Raw genomic sequence first — 17,129 nt, 5'->3', positions numbered from 1 at the left:
CCGGTGCGCTATCGCGCGCACCGGCTCGCCGTCACTTCCCTCAATCCGTATGCGAAGACTCGAAGAGGCGGTCACGTGATCCCGTCAGATGGTCGTGCATCAGCCGCCGCGCGGCCTCGGCATCTCCTTCGGCAATCGCCACCGCAATCGCCTCGTGCTCGGCAAACACGCGGGTAAGGCCGGATGCCTCGCGCTTCACCGACATGCCGTGAAACTTCATTCCCACCGCAATGTGGTCCTTGAGAGCCTCCATCGCAGTCGAGAAATAGCTATTCCGTGCCGCCCGCGCGATGGCAAGGTGGAACTGATAATCGGCATCCTCACGGTGGGACTGGCGATTGGTGGCGTCCCGCATCAGCTCGAGCGCCTTTTTGATTGCGACGAGCCTCTCGCCATCATGCCGCAAGGCCGCCGCCGCCGCAGCTGCCGGCTCCAGAGTCAGCCTGAATTCATAACAGTTCAGCAGGTCAGCGACATTTTCGAGCTGGCCGAAGCCCAGCGGCTCGCGCAGGCCGAATGCCCGCACATAGCTGCCGGAACCCCTTCGCGAATAGATGAACCCCTGTTCGCGCAGCCGCCGAAGCGCCTCGCGGACCACCGGTCGCGACACTTCGAATTCCATGGCGAGTTCATGTTCGGTCGGAAGCCGTTCATCCGGCTTGTAGGCGCCGGATTTGATCGCCCGGTGCATTCTCTCGAAAATAATGTCCGGAAGTGCCTTGCGCGCCGTTTCTTTCATCAGCCCCATCTGGTCAGCTTTCTCCAGCGTCATTTTCGCCAAGCATCATTTTCGCAATCCGTTTCAACGTGTCAGCTTGCCCAAAACCACCTGACTTCGCAATGATACATTGGTCGCCGGACCAGCCGACACCAAGACCGGGGAGGCACTCGCCGGCAAGGCGCAGACGCGATACCCCCATGGCAAGCAGCACCGCTTCGGCCGTGGCGCCGCCGGACAAAAGCAACGTGTCGGTCCCGGTAGTGAAAAGCGGCACGACGCCATACGCCAGCTGGTCTGAAACCTCGAGCGGGGAAAGATTTTCCGCCCCTTGCGTCGCGTAAACGAGCGTCAGGCTGGAACGAGCATGCGCGTGAAAGGGCACGACGCCATTGGGTGCATCGGTGACCGATACCAACCCCGTTCCTTTAAGGATTTCAATTTGTTCAACGGTGATCGGGTCGCGCGAACCTATGACGAAAAGCCCCTTACCCACGGGAATAGATGCCGCTTCGGGCACTGCCTGCGCTGTCATCATTTCGGCCAGCGCCTCGGCCAGCCCTCGCGCGCCCACCAGAAGATCAACCCCGTTTGCGCGCCCGGCAAGCAAAGCCTCCCTGATGTCCGCATGCGATAGGGTGTCGGGGATTGCGCAGCGGCTGGCGTGACCGCCCAGTCTTTCATGAACCGAAATCGTGCCGTCAACGCCAAAGCCGGACACGGAACCGTCTACGACGATGCGTCCAAAATCTGGAATGGCTGGCGCTACAAGCGCATGCCGATAGGAAACAGCATCCATTTCCGCGGCGATATGTCCTTTCAGGCGGGAATCGATCTTCTTGAACAGAATTGTATCGGCCGGAACCAGTGCCATCAGTTCCTGCGTGCGGCGGCGGGCTTCATCCGCCTTACCATCCCGACAACCCAGATTGACGCTGAGGACGGCCGGCGCATCGGCCACCGCTGCAGGGACGCCCTCAAGACCAATCGCAACTTCAGTCGAAAGCCCGCGCCCGGCGAAGGGGGCGGCCGCATCAAGCGCGCCGGTCAGGTCATCGGAAAAAATCAACAGCACGGGCGAAACCTTAAGAAAAGTTGTAATGTTTTCCTTCGATAAATTTATTTATAATCAATAGATAAATGGATGTGAATAACAAAAATGACACGACAGCTCGATTAGCCGCACCGACACATGTCGTCGTCATCGGCGAAAGATGGCAGGGAGAGGTTGATCGCTAGACGAAGCGGAAAGGCAGGCCTGAGATGAGCGCTTTGACAAAGCGCTTTTTCTGAAAGCGGCCGTTCAGCGAAACGCGCGGCAACAGCATCGGCTTTTCAAGGCTATGGGCCCCAAGAACACCGGCCTGCGTGGTAACAGCTACGGGAAATCCCGCATCAAACACCGCTTTCGCTTCGCGTTCTCCCACGGCCTTTATCCAGCCATAGGGATAGGAAAAGGACCTCGGCCGACGGCCGACATAGGTCTCCACCCGTCTTGTCGATTCCTCGATTTCGTAGGCCAGACGCGCCGCATCGATCTTGCGCATGTTCACATGCATCATGGTATGCGCGCCGAGATGGACCAGGGGATCGCTCGACAGCGCCTTGAGTTCGGCCGCATCCATAACGAGTTTTTCCACGATCGCGATCGGATCGATACCATGTTGCCCCGCGACACGGTCGATCCTCTCCACCGCCTCGTCCTCCGCGAATATCTGGACGAAGTTTTCCAGACGCGCAAAGGCTTCCGCTTTTTGTGGAAGGCTGCCGGATTTAATCTCCTCCGGCCCTGTCCCGAAATCGAATTCAAAGGACGTGGCTTTCTGCGTCAGCGCGGCAGTGGTTTCCCACCACACGCTACGCGTCCGCTCCACAAAACCCGGCGTGATGAAAATCGTATAGGGAACAGCATATTTCTGGAAAATCGGTGCAGCATATTCGGCATTGTTGCGATAGCCGTCATCAAGCGTGAAAGCGCAGAACGACCGTTTCTCGGAATTATCGGCGAGTAGGCCCGGCAGATCGTGTAGATGAACGGGAATGAGACCACATTCGAGCGCCGCCTCTATCGCCTCTTCCAGAAATTGTGGCGTGATCGACAAGTGTGCATTCGGCGCAAAAGCTGAGGCTTCCTCGTCAGGACGAACATGGTGCAGCGTGAAGATCACGCCACGCCCGGCAAGAGCCGGAAAAGCCGCACGAACCGCCGGCAGGGAAGCTATCTCCAGCCCCGCCCTTATGACCCCATATTTCAGAGAGCGTTTTACCGACCGCAAGAACACCATTACCGATTACCGCAACTTCAAACCGGGCAGAACCCGTTTTTTGATGACTCTCCAGACCGTGAGCGGCAGGTCGATAAGGCCCGGCAAAGGATCGTTCGCCGCAAATGCCGCCCAGCTGCGGATTGTGCGCAGAGAGGCGACATAGTCCCCAATTCCCGCCTGTCCCCGTCGATTTAACGTCAATGCGGCAATGGCATCACGGACAAGATAGGACCATGACACACCTTGCCGCGCATCGAGCATCTGGCCGGTCGGCATGTCGTTGGCAACCTGCCACAGCAGCGCGCCGAGATCGATGCCGGCCGCTGAACACAGGCCAAACCACGACCATGGGCGCGGATTGACATCGAGAAGTTTCAGCGATCCATCCCTGCCATCCCGCTTGAACTCCACCTCGACCAACCCGCTGTGACCGGCCGATTTCAATATTTTCCTTGCCGCATCGATCGCTTGAGGGTTGTCGACAACCTCGACACAGGTGCTGGTGTAACCAAAATCGACGGGATACTGACGCAGGCGCCGGGCGGTGAATTCTGCAACAGGCTCGCCATCGCGCCAGAGCGCCGCATAGGAAAACTGGCTTTCTCCCCCGCCGGGAATGAGCTCCTGCACGACGACATTGCCCGCGCCGATCTCGCCGCTCGCAGCGGCAAAAGCGGCTTTCAGCGCCTGCCTGTCATCGGCGCGGATAACCTTCGCCCGGGAAATCGCGGTATCGCCGCCGCCCATATTCGGCTTCAGGATAACGGGAAACGTCACGTCCAGCGCATCGGCGTCATCGGACGAGACCATGGCATAGGTCCTGGGGAAGCTGACACCGAGTTCCGCCGCGCGTTTGTAGAGCAGCGGTTTCTCGCACAACCATTGAAGGGAGGACCAATCAGGCAGGACGATTTTGTAAAGGGCGGAAAGCTCATCGCGATGTTGTGAAACGAGCTGAACCTCGCCATCCCCTGATGGCACCAGAAGACACCCTTTCAGATGATGCTTCTCTGCCATATCGCGTAAAAACGCCATCGCCCCTGCATCATGAGGACCGGACCAGCGGATCGTGTTCTTCACGAAACGCGACCAGCCCGGCAGCGGTGAATCATGGGTGATATAGTGCACGGGCACATCAAGGGCGCCAAGGCTGCGGGCAAGGGCAAGCGTGCCGTGAGCGCCACCAACAATAACAACACCTGGAATGGTCACAGCCTGATCCCCGCCCTATTCCATACCTTGATCGCAAAAATTGATAAATAAATTGGATATTTCTAAAGTATTGCGCGTTCGGAGATCGAATTGGCGGAGCCGAAGAGCCTCATGCTCTTTCGGCTGCCTGCGAACGGTTGGAAGTTTGCTTCGAAGGCAAGCGCCTTACGCCTCTTTGCGCACAGGGCGCGGCTCGCCTTTGTCATCCACCGCTACCATGATGAAGACGGCCTCCGTAACCTTTTCCCGGGAATCCTGATAGTGCCTGCGGGTCCAGGCCTCGATCTTGAGCGTGACGGAGGTGCGCCCAACCTTTTCGATCCTGGTATAGACACACAATGTATCGCCGATCTTGACCGGTTTCTTGAAGACGATTTCATGAACCGCCACTGTGACGGTACGCCCGCCTGCCACATCATTGGCGCGGACGAAGGCGGCAAGGTCCATCTGCGACATCACCCAACCGCCGAAAATGTCGCCGGCCGGATTGGCGTCAGCCGGCATGGCAAGCGTTCTGAGCGTGAGTTCCATATCGGCGGGCGGTTGCTGTTCCATATCAAATTCCTTTCAAGAACCTCCCGCCGCCGGATTTAAACAACCGCGCCCCCTCAGCCAATAGCCGATTTTTCGCGGCAGCCCTTCCAAAACAGCAAGGAATCACGAAGCCATCGTAAGCTTCGGTTAACCATGATGCGGCACGATTCCAAAAAACCGCGAGGGCGTGCGAATGGCCTATGACTGGAGTGGAAACAATAAGATACAGCAGCGCTACGACCGTATCATTCTCGCGGTTGCCAGCGTCATTGCCATCAGCCTGGCGACCGGCACCTTTGTTCTGCGCTCGCAGATGGAGCCGGACGGCACCATAAGCCTTGCCAAACAGCAACGGCTGGACCTCGAAAAATGGCATTTGCGGCTTTGATCCGCACGATAATGTCAACAGCAGCATAACCCGGCGGCTTATTTTGGAGCGATATCCGGCTTTACGGTATTTTCCTTCATGGGGGCATGGTCCAGATGGGCCAAAGCCGGGGTAAGAACCGACAAAAATGTCTCTGATCTGCCGATATAGATAATCGCTACGCCGTCGATCCCATTCAAAACCTCCGCCAGCGTATCCTGTGTCTGTTTTTCCAGCCCTTCCAGCAAATCGTCGATGACGATGAATTTCGGCTTCAACAACAGGGCATTGGCGATCCTGATGCTGGCCTGTTCATCCGAATCCAGCTTCTTGTCCCAGCGAATGTGTTCATCAAGCCGGGGCGCCATTTCACCGAGACCGCAAGCGGTCAGCGCCGCGACATAGTCTGCCTCCGCAAACCGCTGGGGCGCGCGCGGATAGGCCAGAATTTCGCGCAGCGTACCTGTTGGCAAATAGCCGTGCTGGGCAATGAAAAGCGTGTCGGACTGTTCGGGCATTTCGATCCTGCCCTGCCCCCATGGCCACAGGCCGGCCATGGCGGCAAACAGCAGCCGCCGGTTCACGCCCTGTTCGCCATTGATCATCAGACGATCACCCCGCCCGATTTCAACCTCGGCCTCACGCAGCCGGAAACCACGCTCCAGATCCTGCCCGCCCGCATCACGGCAGATAGTCACCGACCGAAGGCGGATTTTTTCGTTGTCGGCACTCCGTTGAAGATCGATTGCGAGGCCGTGCTGTTCAACGCTGTCCATCTGGATCAGAGCGTTGCGGAACACAGAAACACGCTGCAACGTCGCCTTCCAGCTGGCAATCGGCCCGAAATTGTCGATATACCAGCGAAGTGCGGTATTGACCTGGTTGAAGGCGCCGACGGCCATCATCAGCCCGCCGAAGGTGAGGTTGCCGGAAAAATAAACTGGTGCTGCGATAAGAATGGGCGCCACAACCGCCAACCAGCCGTAGCCCGACGACACCCAGGTCAGATGCGTCATTGCTAAAGCGAGCCCGCGGATTACGCCGAGCACGGCATCGATATCGACGCCGATCCGCCGCCGCTCGTTTTTTTCACCACGCGCAAGCGCAATCGCCGCCAGATTTTCGCTGGCCCGCATCAGGGAAAAGCGTAGTTCGGCCTCTTTTGAATAACGTTCAGCATTCAGGCCGACCAGACGATAGCCGACAAGGTTGCTGAGCAGGGACGCCGAGCCCGCATAAAGGATCGCCGCCCAGACCATGTATCCGGGAATCGCAACCGGATCGCCGTTGATCGTGATGGAAAAGCCTGCCGACAATGTCCACAGAACGCCGATGAAGCTGATGAGCAGGATCGTCGCATTCACAAGGCCGATGGAAAGCGCCGTGCTGCTTTCCGCAAGGTTGCGGACATCGTCGTGCAAACGCTGGTCCGGATTGATCGCAATCGTGCCGAAACCGGCAAGGCGGGCGGCGCGCCCCGGTTTCAGCCACTGGTCCACCATATCCTTGGCAAGACCCTCGCGCATGTTCAGCGCCGTCATCTGGTTAAGCCAAGTCTGAATGACATTAAGAAGCAACAACAGCCCGGCAATGATCGCGAAGACTTCGAGCTGGTGGAGGAAGGCGTCAAGATCGCGCCGCTCCAGCGCATTGTAAAACGGCGCGTTCCACTCATTGAGCCTGATCTGCCCGTAAGCGGTGAGCAATATCACCGTGAGCAGGGCAATCGACAGCAATATCAGCCGGTTGCGAACCGGCGACGTCCAGAAGGCATTGCCCATCATGCGCAGTTGCGAACGAAAATCGAGATCGAAGCCCGAAAGGTTCGCCGCACTCTTGCGCTGATCGTCGGTCACCGTTGTTGCCATTCATTCCATTCCGAAACGTCAGTCGGCAAAGAAAGCGGTTTGCGATCCTGCACCTTGCGATGCCCAGCAATAACACGCCGTTCGACCTTGTCCACAACCGCGGAGAAATCCTCAGGGAGACAATTAAAAAGCCGCGGCAATTCTTCGCGCCGGCAAACATCGGCGCCTCCGCCAACAATGCGGTTGCCTCCGGAAATGATCCTTGCTTTCTTTTCCTGCATTGCACAAAATCCAAATAATTTCAGAGGGGCGGACAAACCGCATAAACCGGAAAACCGGGCAAGGCAGATTAATGGCGATCAAAGCGAGCATCTATCATCTGACGCATTATAAATACGACAATCCGGTTCGCCTTGGACCGCAAATCATAAGATTGAAGCCCGCCTCGCACTCCAGAACCCATGTTATCAGCCATTCTCTCAAGGTTTCGCCGTCAAATCATTTCGTGAACCTTCAACAGGACCCATACGGCAATTATCTCGCCCGTTTCGTTTTTCCCGAGCCGGCGACGGAATTCAAGATCGAGGTCGATCTTGTCGCCGATATGACGGTTTACAATCCGTTCGATTTCTTCGTTGAGGAAGAGGCGACCAAGTGGCCGTTCGATTATCCGCAAGAGCTGCGGGAAGATCTGTCCATCTACATGAAACCGGAACCGACCGGCCCCCTGCTTTCCGCCTTCATGGCCACCGTGGACCACACACCCGGACAGCCAACGGTGGATATGGTCGTCGGCCTCAACGCCCGTCTGCAGCAGGAAATCGGTTACGTCATCCGCATGGAGCCGGGTGTTCAGACGCCGGAAGAAACGCTGGCTTCCGGCAAGGGTTCATGCCGCGACACCAGCTGGCTGTTCGTCCAGATCTTGAGACATCTTGGCCTTGCCGCACGTTTCGTGTCGGGATACCTCATTCAGCTGACACCGGATCTCAAGGCATTGGATGGCCCGTCAGGGACAGAGGTCGATTTCACCGATCTGCATGCCTGGGCCGAGGTCTATATGCCGGGCGCCGGCTGGGTCGGTCTCGACCCCACTTCGGGGCTTTTGACCGGCGAGAGCCATATTCCGCTGGCGGCAACGCCGCATTTCCGCAATGCCGCACCGATTTCCGGCGGTTATTTCGGCGAGGCCAATACGGAATTCGCTTTCGACATGCAGGTTCGGCGCGTTGCCGAGACCCCGCGCATCACCAAACCCTTCTCCGATGAGAGCTGGGAGAGCCTCAATGCACTCGGCGAAAAGGTCGATCAGGTTCTGAACGCCCATGACGTCAGGCTGACCATGGGCGGCGAGCCGACCTTCGTTTCCATCGACGATTTCGAATCCGAGGAATGGAATACCGGCGCGGTTGGACCGACGAAACGCGAAAAAGCGGACGTGTTGATCCGCCGCCTGCGCGAACGTTTCGCGCCCGGCGGCTTCCTGCACTACGGGCAGGGAAAATGGTATCCGGGCGAAAGCCTGCCGCGTTGGACATTTTCGCTCTACTGGCGAAAGGACGGTCTGCCGATCTGGCAGAACCCTGCGCTGATTGCCGAAGAAGGCGCAAATACCGGTGTTGCGGCCGACGACGCGCAAAAGCTACTGAGCGGTATCGCCACTCATCTCGGTGTGGAGCCGGATCTTGTGCTTCCGGCCTATGAGGATCCGGCCGAATGGATCATCAAGGAAGGTAGTCTTCCCGAAAATGTCGATCCGTCCAACTCGAAACTGAAAGACCCGGAAGAACGCAATCGCCTTGCCCGCGTGTTCGAACGCGGGCTGACGACACCGACGGGTTATATTCTTCCGGTGCAGGCGTGGAACGCCAAGCCCACCACAGACAAACGCTGGGTCAGCGAGAAATGGAAAACACGGCGCGGCAAGATTTTCCTCGTTCCGGGTGATAGCCCGGTAGGCTACCGCCTGCCGCTTGGCACCCTGCCCCATGTGCCGCCATCCGCTTATCCTTATATCCATGAAGCTGACCCTTGGATCCCGCGAGGGCCGCTTCCCGCGAAATTCCAGCCCTCCGGACGCACCATGCCGGAAGCGTCTTTCCATGCGGATGAGGCATCCGGCCAGGAACGCATCGAGCAGACGCTTGGTGAAATCGGCGGCGCGGTGCGCACAGCCATGTCGGTGGAACCGCGCGATGGACGGCTCTGCGTCTTCATGCCGCCTGTCGAACGCATCGAGGATTATCTGGAACTGGTCGCAGCGGCAGAAGCGGCAGCGGCCGAGCTCGGGCTGCCCGTCCATATCGAAGGTTATGCTCCACCGCATGACGAGCGTATCAATGTCATCCGTGTCGCGCCCGATCCCGGCGTCATCGAGGTCAACATCCACCCGGCCGCAAGCTGGAAGGATTGTGTCGACATCACCACGGCGGTCTATGAAGAGGCGCGACAGACGCGTCTGGGCGCTGACAAATTCATGATCGATGGTCGTCACACCGGCACCGGTGGTGGCAACCATGTGGTCGTGGGCGGGGCCAACCCGAATGACAGCCCTTTCCTGCGCCGTCCCGACCTTCTGAAAAGCCTTGTCTTGCACTGGCAGCGGCACCCGTCGCTTTCCTACCTGTTCTCCGGCCTGTTCATCGGACCGACGAGTCAGGCGCCCCGCATCGACGAAGCCCGCCACGACAGTCTTTACGAACTGGAGATCGCGCTGGCGCAGGTGCCTGCCCCTGGCCAGGGTGCGCCGCCGCTGCCATGGCTGGTCGACCGCCTGTTCCGCAACCTCCTGACGGATGTGACGGGCAACACCCACCGCGCCGAAATCTGCATTGACAAGCTGTTTTCTCCGGATGGGCCGACCGGCCGCCTTGGCCTTGTGGAGTTCCGCGGCTTCGAAATGCCGCCGAATGCCCGCATGTCGCTCGCCCAGCAATTGCTGGTGCGCGCCCTCATCGCCCGTTTCTGGAAAAACCCCGCCGCCGGCAAATTCGTGCGCTGGGGCACGGCACTTGCAGACCGATTCATGCTGCCGCACTACATCTGGGCGGACTTTATGGACGTGCTCGGAGACCTGAGGGAAAATGGCTTCGACCTGAAGCCGGAATGGTTCACAGCCCAGCAGGAGTTCCGTTTCCCCTTCTTCGGTGAGGTGGAATACGAAGGCGCGAAGCTGGAATTGCGCCAGGCTCTGGAGCCCTGGCATGTTATGGGCGAACAGGGTGCCATCGGGGGAACCGTGCGTTTTGTCGACAGCTCCGTCGAGCGTATGCAGGTCCGCCTCGAAACCTCCAACCCTGCGCGCTATACCGTGGCGTGCAACGGTCGCGCCGTTCCGCTAACTCCGACGGAAAACCGAAGCGTTGCGGTGGCCGGTGTTCGTTTCAAGGCGTGGCAGCCCTCTTCCGGCCTGCATCCCGTTCTGCCGGTCAATTCGCCCTTGACCTTTGACATTTATGATACATGGTCGGGACGATCGATCGGCGGATGCATCTACCATGTTGCTCATCCGGGCGGTCGCAATTACGAGACCTTTCCCGTCAACGGCAACGAGGCCGAGGCACGCCGCCTTGCCCGTTTCGAACCATGGGGACATACGGCCGGGCAATATCCGTTGATGGCGGAAACCGTGTCGCCAGAATTTCCGCTGACGCTCGATCTGCGCCGGCCATACGGAGTATAAATTGTCCAAAGCCCCGGCCACGGAACGCAAGACGGAAACGAGCGCGCAATCGCGCGGGCTTGACTACTCCACCTTGCCCGGCGTGGCCGATGAGATGCTCGATACCAACGGCAAGGTCAGACCGGTCTGGAAAACCCTGCTCGGTGCCCTGTCGCGCATGTCGGAACGCGAACTGCATGAGCGCTTTGCCCGCACCGACCGCTATCTGCGCGATGCGGGCGTGTTTTACCGCGATTACAGCAAGGGCAGCAGCGAAAGAAACTGGCCGATCTCCCATATCCCGGTGCTGATCGACGACAAGGAATGGACGGTTCTTTCCGAAGGGCTTAAACAGCGCGCCAATCTTCTGGAAGCCATGGTCGCCGATTTTTACGGCGAAAACCGGCTGGTGAAGGAAGGTTACGTACCGCCGGCACTGATCGCCTCCAATCCGGAATATCTGCGGCCGATGGTCGGCGTAAAACCGGCAAGCGGCCATTATCTGCATTTCTGCTCGTTCGAGATTGGACGCGGACCTGATGGCAACTGGTGGGTACTGGCCGACAGGACACAGGCGCCTTCCGGCGCAGGGTTTGCGCTGGAAAACCGGGTGGCGACCACGCGCGCGCTTTCCGACATCTATGCCGAAACCCATGTTCACCGTCTCGCTTCATTTTTCGGCGCTTTCCGCGACACCTTGCAGTCGCACAGAAAACATCCGGATGACCGCATCGCGGTGCTGACGCCCGGCCCCGCCAACGAAACCTATTTCGAACACGCCTATATCGCCCGCTATCTCGGCTTCATGCTGCTAGAGGGTGAGGATCTGACCGTGGTCAACGGCCGCGTGATGGTAAGGACCGTGGCCGGACTGAAACCGATCGGCGTGCTTTGGCGGCGCCTCGATGCCTCCTATTCCGATCCGCTGGAACTGAACCAGCAATCCCACATCGGCACGCCCGGCATGGTCCAGGCGCTGCGCAATGAAGCACTGACAATCGTCAACGCGCTCGGCACCGGCATTCTCGAAACACGGGCCCTGCTGTCCTTCATGCCGCGCGTCTGTCGCCACCTGCTTGGCGAAGACCTGAAACTGCCGTCCATCGCGACCTGGTGGTGCGGACAGGAATCCGAGCGCCGCCACGTTGCCGGCAATATCGAGGGCATGGTCATCGGCCCGGCCTATTCCCGGCTGCCCTTCTTCGAAGACAACGGTCAGTCCGTGCTCGGCTCGTCCTTGCGTGAAACGGCGAAGGAATCGATCAGCGACTGGCTCGCTTCCGATGGCCACAGGCTTGTCGGCCAAGAGGTGGTGACGCTTTCCACCACGCCGGCCTATATCGACAACAAGCTCGTGCCGCGCCCGATGAGCCTTCGCGTTTTTGCCGCCCGCACCCAGGATGGCTGGCAGATCATGCCGGGCGGCTTTGCGCGGATCGGCAGCAGCAACGATGTATCGGCCATCGCCATGCAATCAGGCGGCAGTGCCGCGGATGTCTGGATCGTCAGCGACAAGCCGGTGGAACGCACTACGCTTTTACCGGCGGAAGAAAGCTTCACCCGAAATATGCCGGGCAGCCTGCCGAGCCGTGCGGCGGACAATCTCTTCTGGCTCGGCCGCTATATCGAACGTTCGGAAGGCGCATTGCGCATCTTGCGCGCCTGGCACGGACGTTATGCCGAATCCGCCGACCCACGTCAGCCCTTGCTTGCGCATGTGACGCGTTATCTCGAAGCGCTGGATGTGGAAATGAACGATGCCGTGCCGGAAAGCCTGCTGAACAACATCAACAGCGCGCTTTATTCCGCCAGCAACATCCGAGACCGTTTTTCGCCGGACGGATGGCTTGCGCTGAATGACCTTGCCAAGACTGCCCGTCGGTTCCACGCAAAGGTTTCGCCGGGCGACGACGCGACCCATGCCATGACGATCCTCCTTCGCAAACTTGCAGGCTTCGCCGGTCTCGTGCACGAAAACATGTATCGTTTCACCGGCTGGCGTTTCCTGTCGATCGGCCGCTATCTCGAACGTGGCCTGCATATGACAAGGCTTCTCGGCCACATGACCGGACCGGATGCGCCAGATGGATCCTATGACATGCTGCTCGAAATCGGTGATAGCGTCATGACCCATCGCCGCCGCTACAATGTCAGCACGGCGGGTCTGACCGTCACCGATCTTCTGGCGCTCGATCCGCTCAACCCACGGTCCATCCTGTTTCAGCTGAACGAGATTCGTACCGAGGTGGAGCAGCTGCCGAACGCCTTTACGAACGGCCAGATGTCGCCCTTTTACCGCGAGGCAATGCGGCTGCATTCCGGCCTTGCCGTCATGACGCCGGAAAACATGAACGGCGCGATCTACCGCCAGCTCGAAACGGACATGGAACATCTCTCCGATGTTCTGGCCCAGACATATCTCGGATAACCCGATGCTTTATGACCTTTCCCTGCATATGGGTTACACCTACGACACGCCGGCCCATGGCGCGCGTCACATCATCCGCGTGCTGCCCCTGTCGATCCCGGGCCGTCAGCGCTTCATCGCCGGCACCATAGATGTTTCGCCGGTGCCGGAAGAACGGGCGGTCTTTGAAGATTTCTTTCATCAATCGGCCACCTCAGTGCATCTGCGCGCGCCGCACGAAAAGCTGGATATCCGCATGCAGGCGCGTGTGATGGTGGAGGCACCTGCGCTGACGGCAGATTTTTCACCCGAGCTTTCACGCCTGCCGCAAGACCTTGCCGACGTCTGGTCGGTTGACTTCCAGTCACCGCATCACTTCATCGGCGCCAGCCCGAGACTGGGGACGGATACGGCGATATCGGCCTATGCGCGGGAATTGCTGAAGCCCGGAATGACCATTCGCGAAATCGCACTCTCGATGTGCAAACGCATACACAAGGACTTCACCTATGACGGTGAAGCGACGACTGTCGATACGACACCGTCGGAAGCCTTCAAGCTGAAACGCGGCGTATGCCAAGACTTTTCGCATATCATGATCATGGCGCTGCGCAGCCTCGGCATTCCCGCCGGTTACGTCAGCGGCTTCCTGCGCACCATCCCCCCGCCGGGCAAGGAACGTCTGGAAGGTGCCGATGCGATGCATGCCTGGGTTCGCGTATGGTGCGGTGAGGCCGCCGGTTATCTGGAGCTCGACCCCACAAACGATATCGTTGCCGGCAGCGACCATATCGTCGTTGGCTATGGCCGGGACTATTCCGATGTCGCGCCGGTGATCGGCGTATTGAAGAGCTACGGCAACCAGCAGATCAAACAGGCCGTCGACGTCATTCCCGTCCAGTAATGATACATTACGTGTTATTATGAGCATACTCGAATTAATACTTGAAAAACTGCACCAATTTGAACGACGTATAAAATTTAACCGTCTACATTAGTGGATTCTACATCGTTTGCGGGTTTCCTGCGCTCAGTCTAATGTTCTAATTAGTGAGCCCGTTATGATCTCCTCCGCATATCAAAAAATGACGCGCCGTTTCCTTGCCGATACGGGCGGCAATTTTGGCATGATGACGGCAATATTGCTGCCGGTGCTGCTTGGTTTTGCCGGAGCCGGCATGGAGCTGGCGAATGTGATGCAGGTGAAAGCGGACCTGCAGAACACGGCGGATTCGGCGGCTCTCGCGGCGGCGACCGAGGCCCGCTTGAAAGAAGGCGCTCTGACGGACGAACAAATCAAGGAAATCGCCAAGGCCTTCATCGCCAGCCAGATGGAAAAGACCCTGACCGAGGAGGAGAAGAAGGCGCTCGAGAAAAACTCTCCAGTCAATATTGGCACAACGGACGATGCGCGCGGCAAGACCTACACCATCCAGACCACGATAAACTACCAGATGCAGCTTAATCCGCTCTTTGGGTTCTTCGGGGCGAAAACACTCGACCTTGCCGCGACAGGCACCGCGGTAAGCACTGTCAACAAGGGCGCGCCGATCTCCATGTATCTGGTGCTCGACCGCTCGGGTTCGATGTCCTTCAAGACCGATACGCTCAACACCAAGAAAACGTCTTGCCAGAACTACACGGTCGATAACTGGGGGAGTTATCCCAATCTCAAAAATACATCGCCCTGCTACGTCAACAAGGCTACTTCGCTAAAAACCGCGGTCGGCTATCTCGTCGCGACGTTGAACAAGGCCGATCCCACTTATACCGCCAACGGCGGTTCCGAACTGGTTCGAACAGGAGCCTCGGTCTATACGCATGAGACCTACGCGGCCCAGCCTATCACCTGGGGTACTAGCAGCGTTGCCACCTATGTCGACAAACAGATCCCGGAGTTTCCGTCTGGCGGTACGGATGCCCGCAGCAGTCTGAATGCCGCATACAACGCCCTTAAAAAAGCGAATACCGTTGAAGCGAAAGAACACAAGGACAAGAAAAGCGAATCCTTCGAGCGATACATCGTTCTCATGACGGATGGCGAAATGACGGGGAACAGCTCCTCCTGGAGTTCCAGCATCGACCAGACTGTGCGCAATACCTGCGATACGGCCAAGAAAGACGGTATCAAGATTTTCAGCGTCGCGTTCATGGCGCCGGACAAGGGCAAGTCGCTGCTGCAACATTGTGCGTCCAGTCTCGACAATTATTACGCGCCTGAAAACATGGAGCAGATCGTTACCGCCTTCGGGGAAATTGCCCGCAAGGCTGCCGGCAGTTTGGCAACGCTGACCAATTAACGGAAAATCAAGCCAGCATCCCCCGGAAACGACCCCGCTTCCGGGGAGCGATGTTCCCGGGGCGACCTTGCCGGGTTGCATGGCTGGCACGGCGTGCGCGGCAGGTGACAGCGCCGGCGACACATGGCATAGGAGAGCCGCTCCCATTCACAGGCCCCTGTCATGATCCGCATCGAAAATATCAGCAAGTCGAACAGTCACCGCATTCTCTACATCGAGGCCTCCGCTGCGCTCAATCGCGGCGAGAAGATCGGCCTTGTCGGCCCCAACGGTTCTGGCAAGACCACACTGTTCCGAATGATGACCGGCGAGGAACAGCCCGACGAGGGACAGGTCGTCGTCGAAAAGGGCATGACAGTCGGTTATTTCAACCAGGACGTCGGCGAAATGTCTGGCCGTTCCGCCGTGGCCGAAGTCATGGAAGGCGCCGGCCCGGTCAGCGAAGTCGCGGCCGAACTCCGGCAGCTGGAAGCCGCCATGTCCGATCCCGACCGGATGGACGAAATGGATGCCATCATCGAGCGTTACGGCGAAGTGCAGGCGCGGTATGAAGAACTGGACGGCTACGCGCTGGAGGGCCGCGCGCGCGAGGTTCTGGACGGGTTGAGCTTCAGTCAGGAAATGATGGATGGCGATGTCGCCAAACTTTCCGGCGGCTGGAAGATGCGCGTAGCGCTCGCCCGCATCCTTCTGATGCGCCCGGACGTGATGCTGCTCGACGAACCATCGAACCATCTCGATCTCGAAAGCCTGATCTGGCTCGAAGATTTTCTGAAGAACTACGACGGCGCGCTTTTGATGACCTCGCACGACCGCGAATTCATGAACCGCATCGTTACCAAGATCATCGAAATTGACGCTGGCAACCTCACCACCTATTCCGGCGACTACGGCTTTTACGAACAGCAGCGTGCGCAGAACGAAAAGCAGCAGCAGGCGCAGTTCGAACGCCAGCAGGCGATGCTCGCCAAGGAAATCAAGTTCATCGAGCGCTTCAAGGCGCGTGCCTCGCATGCCTCACAGGTGCAGAGCCGCGTCAAGAAACTCGAAAAGATTGACCGCGTCGAGCCGCCCAAGCGGCGCCAGACGGTCGCTTTCGAATTTGCGCCGGCGCCGAGATCCGGCGAGGATGTCGTCGCGCTGAAGAAAGTGAACAAGGCCTATGGCAGCCGCACGATCTATGGCGAACTTGACTTCATGGTGCGGCGCAAGGAACGCTGGTGCATCATGGGTGTCAATGGTGCCGGAAAATCCACCTTGCTGAAACTCGTGACTGGCACGACCACGCCGGATTCCGGCAATGTCACTCTCGGCGCCAGCGTCAAGCTCGGTTATTTCGCCCAGCACGCCATGGATGTTCTGGACGGCGACAGCACCATTCTGGAATGGCTGGAGGAACGTTTCCCGAAAGCCGGGCAGGCACCGCTGCGCGCCCTTGCCGGCTGCTTCGGGTTTTCCGGTGACGATGTGGAGAAGCGCTGCCGCGTTTTGTCCGGCGGTGAGAAGGCCCGTCTGGTCATGGCTGCCATGCTGTTCGACCCGCCGAATTTCCTCGTGCTGGACGAGCCGACGAACCATCTCGACCTCGACACCAAGGAAATGCTGATCAAGGCCCTGTCGGAATATGAAGGCACGATGCTTTTCGTTTCACATGACCGCCATTTCCTGGCCGCCCTTTCCAACCGGGTGCTGGAACTGACGCCTGACGGTATCCACCAATTTGGCGGCGGATATACGGAATATGTCGAAAGCACCGGACAGGAAGCGCCGGGCCTGCGCAGCTGAGGCAGCTTGACGGACGTATGAGACGCAGAATTCCCGGGACAGGTTTCATCTTTTAACGTTTGCAGAGCGG

The 17,129-nt window shown here is 58.6% G+C and carries 13 protein-coding genes; 6 read left to right on the top strand and 7 right to left on the bottom strand.

From position 1 onward, the window contains the following. Positions 1-40: 40 nt before the first annotated feature. The 5 genes from ACQZ5Y_RS05990 to ACQZ5Y_RS05970 all read right to left on the bottom strand — a co-directional run bounded on the left by ACQZ5Y_RS05990 (position 41) and on the right by ACQZ5Y_RS05970 (position 4,752). Positions 41-748, bottom strand: coding sequence for a FadR/GntR family transcriptional regulator (locus ACQZ5Y_RS05990; RefSeq protein WP_003511522.1), 708 nt, complete (start codon positions 746-748; stop codon positions 41-43). Positions 749-752: 4 nt separating this feature from the next. Beyond that, the gene (locus ACQZ5Y_RS05985) at positions 753-1,793 is read right to left on the bottom strand and encodes a four-carbon acid sugar kinase family protein (RefSeq protein ID WP_174060150.1); all 1,041 of its coding nucleotides are present in this window, start codon (positions 1,791-1,793) and stop codon (positions 753-755) included. A 160-nt stretch (positions 1,794-1,953) separates the two neighbouring features. Then, positions 1,954-3,003 (bottom strand): polysaccharide deacetylase family protein, encoded by a 1,050-nt coding sequence (locus ACQZ5Y_RS05980; RefSeq protein WP_236763007.1) that lies wholly within the window; start codon positions 3,001-3,003, stop codon positions 1,954-1,956. Between the two features lie 6 nt (positions 3,004-3,009). After that, entirely contained in the window at positions 3,010-4,197 is a 1,188-nt protein-coding gene (locus tag ACQZ5Y_RS05975; protein ID WP_336510364.1) for a carboxylate--amine ligase, read from the bottom strand. A 165-nt stretch (positions 4,198-4,362) separates the two neighbouring features. Then, complete coding sequence (locus ACQZ5Y_RS05970) at positions 4,363-4,752, bottom strand: acyl-CoA thioesterase (RefSeq protein ID WP_003511527.1); 390 nt, start codon at positions 4,750-4,752, stop codon at positions 4,363-4,365. A 172-nt stretch (positions 4,753-4,924) separates the two neighbouring features. Here ACQZ5Y_RS05970 and ACQZ5Y_RS05965 point away from each other — a divergent pair, with 172 nt between their 5' ends. Next, positions 4,925-5,119: a hypothetical protein gene (locus ACQZ5Y_RS05965; RefSeq protein ID WP_013761913.1), complete on the top strand. Its 195-nt coding sequence runs from the start codon at positions 4,925-4,927 to the stop codon at positions 5,117-5,119. A gap of 38 nt (positions 5,120-5,157) precedes the next feature. On the opposite strand, the gene ACQZ5Y_RS05960 is transcribed toward ACQZ5Y_RS05965, so the two are convergent. Then, a complete protein-coding gene (locus ACQZ5Y_RS05960) occupies positions 5,158-6,966 on the bottom strand; it encodes an ABC transporter ATP-binding protein/permease (RefSeq protein WP_025595330.1) in 1,809 nt (602 codons plus the stop codon). After that, positions 6,951-7,187 carry a hypothetical protein gene (locus tag ACQZ5Y_RS05955; RefSeq protein WP_162693136.1) on the bottom strand — a complete coding sequence of 79 codons (237 nt, stop codon included), beginning with the start codon at positions 7,185-7,187 and terminating at the stop codon, positions 6,951-6,953. The genes ACQZ5Y_RS05960 and ACQZ5Y_RS05955 overlap by 16 nt, the downstream gene beginning before the upstream one ends. Positions 7,188-7,258: 71 nt before the next feature. Here ACQZ5Y_RS05955 and ACQZ5Y_RS05950 point away from each other — a divergent pair, with 71 nt between their 5' ends. From ACQZ5Y_RS05950 to ACQZ5Y_RS05930, 5 genes are all read left to right on the top strand, one after another. Next, on the top strand, positions 7,259-10,588 hold the full coding sequence (locus tag ACQZ5Y_RS05950; protein WP_174060151.1) for a transglutaminase family protein: 3,330 nt from the start codon (positions 7,259-7,261) through the stop codon (positions 10,586-10,588). Between the two features lies 1 nt (position 10,589). Next, entirely contained in the window at positions 10,590-12,995 is a 2,406-nt protein-coding gene (locus tag ACQZ5Y_RS05945) for a circularly permuted type 2 ATP-grasp protein (protein ID WP_003511535.1), read from the top strand. A gap of 4 nt (positions 12,996-12,999) precedes the next feature. After that, positions 13,000-13,878: a transglutaminase family protein gene (locus ACQZ5Y_RS05940; protein WP_003511536.1), complete on the top strand. Its 879-nt coding sequence runs from the start codon at positions 13,000-13,002 to the stop codon at positions 13,876-13,878. 157 nt (positions 13,879-14,035) lie between these two features. Further along, the gene (locus ACQZ5Y_RS05935; RefSeq protein ID WP_038494383.1) at positions 14,036-15,274 is read left to right on the top strand and encodes a vWA domain-containing protein; all 1,239 of its coding nucleotides are present in this window, start codon (positions 14,036-14,038) and stop codon (positions 15,272-15,274) included. A gap of 162 nt (positions 15,275-15,436) precedes the next feature. Then, the gene (locus tag ACQZ5Y_RS05930) at positions 15,437-17,059 is read left to right on the top strand and encodes an ABC-F family ATP-binding cassette domain-containing protein (protein WP_003511539.1); all 1,623 of its coding nucleotides are present in this window, start codon (positions 15,437-15,439) and stop codon (positions 17,057-17,059) included. The last annotated feature ends 70 nt before the right edge of the window (positions 17,060-17,129 follow it).

It is taken from the genome of Agrobacterium sp. A3-95, assembly GCF_053521785.1.
Note: the sequence above shows the minus strand (reverse complement) of the source record. Positions and strands in the feature narration are given on the sequence as shown.

Coding starts and splice junctions, on each gene's coding strand:
- ACQZ5Y_RS05990 (WP_003511522.1), bottom strand. CDS start 748: ATGGGGCTGATGAAAGAAACGGCGCGCAAGGCACTTCCGGACATTATT.
- ACQZ5Y_RS05980 (WP_236763007.1), bottom strand. CDS start 3,003: ATGGTGTTCTTGCGGTCGGTAAAACGCTCTCTGAAATATGGGGTCATA.
- ACQZ5Y_RS05970 (WP_003511527.1), bottom strand. CDS start 4,752: ATGGAACAGCAACCGCCCGCCGATATGGAACTCACGCTCAGAACGCTT.
- ACQZ5Y_RS05965 (WP_013761913.1), top strand. CDS start 4,925: ATGGCCTATGACTGGAGTGGAAACAATAAGATACAGCAGCGCTACGAC.
- ACQZ5Y_RS05960 (WP_025595330.1), bottom strand. CDS start 6,966: ATGGCAACAACGGTGACCGACGATCAGCGCAAGAGTGCGGCGAACCTT.
- ACQZ5Y_RS05955 (WP_162693136.1), bottom strand. CDS start 7,187: ATGCAGGAAAAGAAAGCAAGGATCATTTCCGGAGGCAACCGCATTGTT.
- ACQZ5Y_RS05950 (WP_174060151.1), top strand. CDS start 7,259: ATGGCGATCAAAGCGAGCATCTATCATCTGACGCATTATAAATACGAC.
- ACQZ5Y_RS05940 (WP_003511536.1), top strand. CDS start 13,000: ATGCTTTATGACCTTTCCCTGCATATGGGTTACACCTACGACACGCCG.
- ACQZ5Y_RS05935 (WP_038494383.1), top strand. CDS start 14,036: ATGATCTCCTCCGCATATCAAAAAATGACGCGCCGTTTCCTTGCCGAT.
- ACQZ5Y_RS05930 (WP_003511539.1), top strand. CDS start 15,437: ATGATCCGCATCGAAAATATCAGCAAGTCGAACAGTCACCGCATTCTC.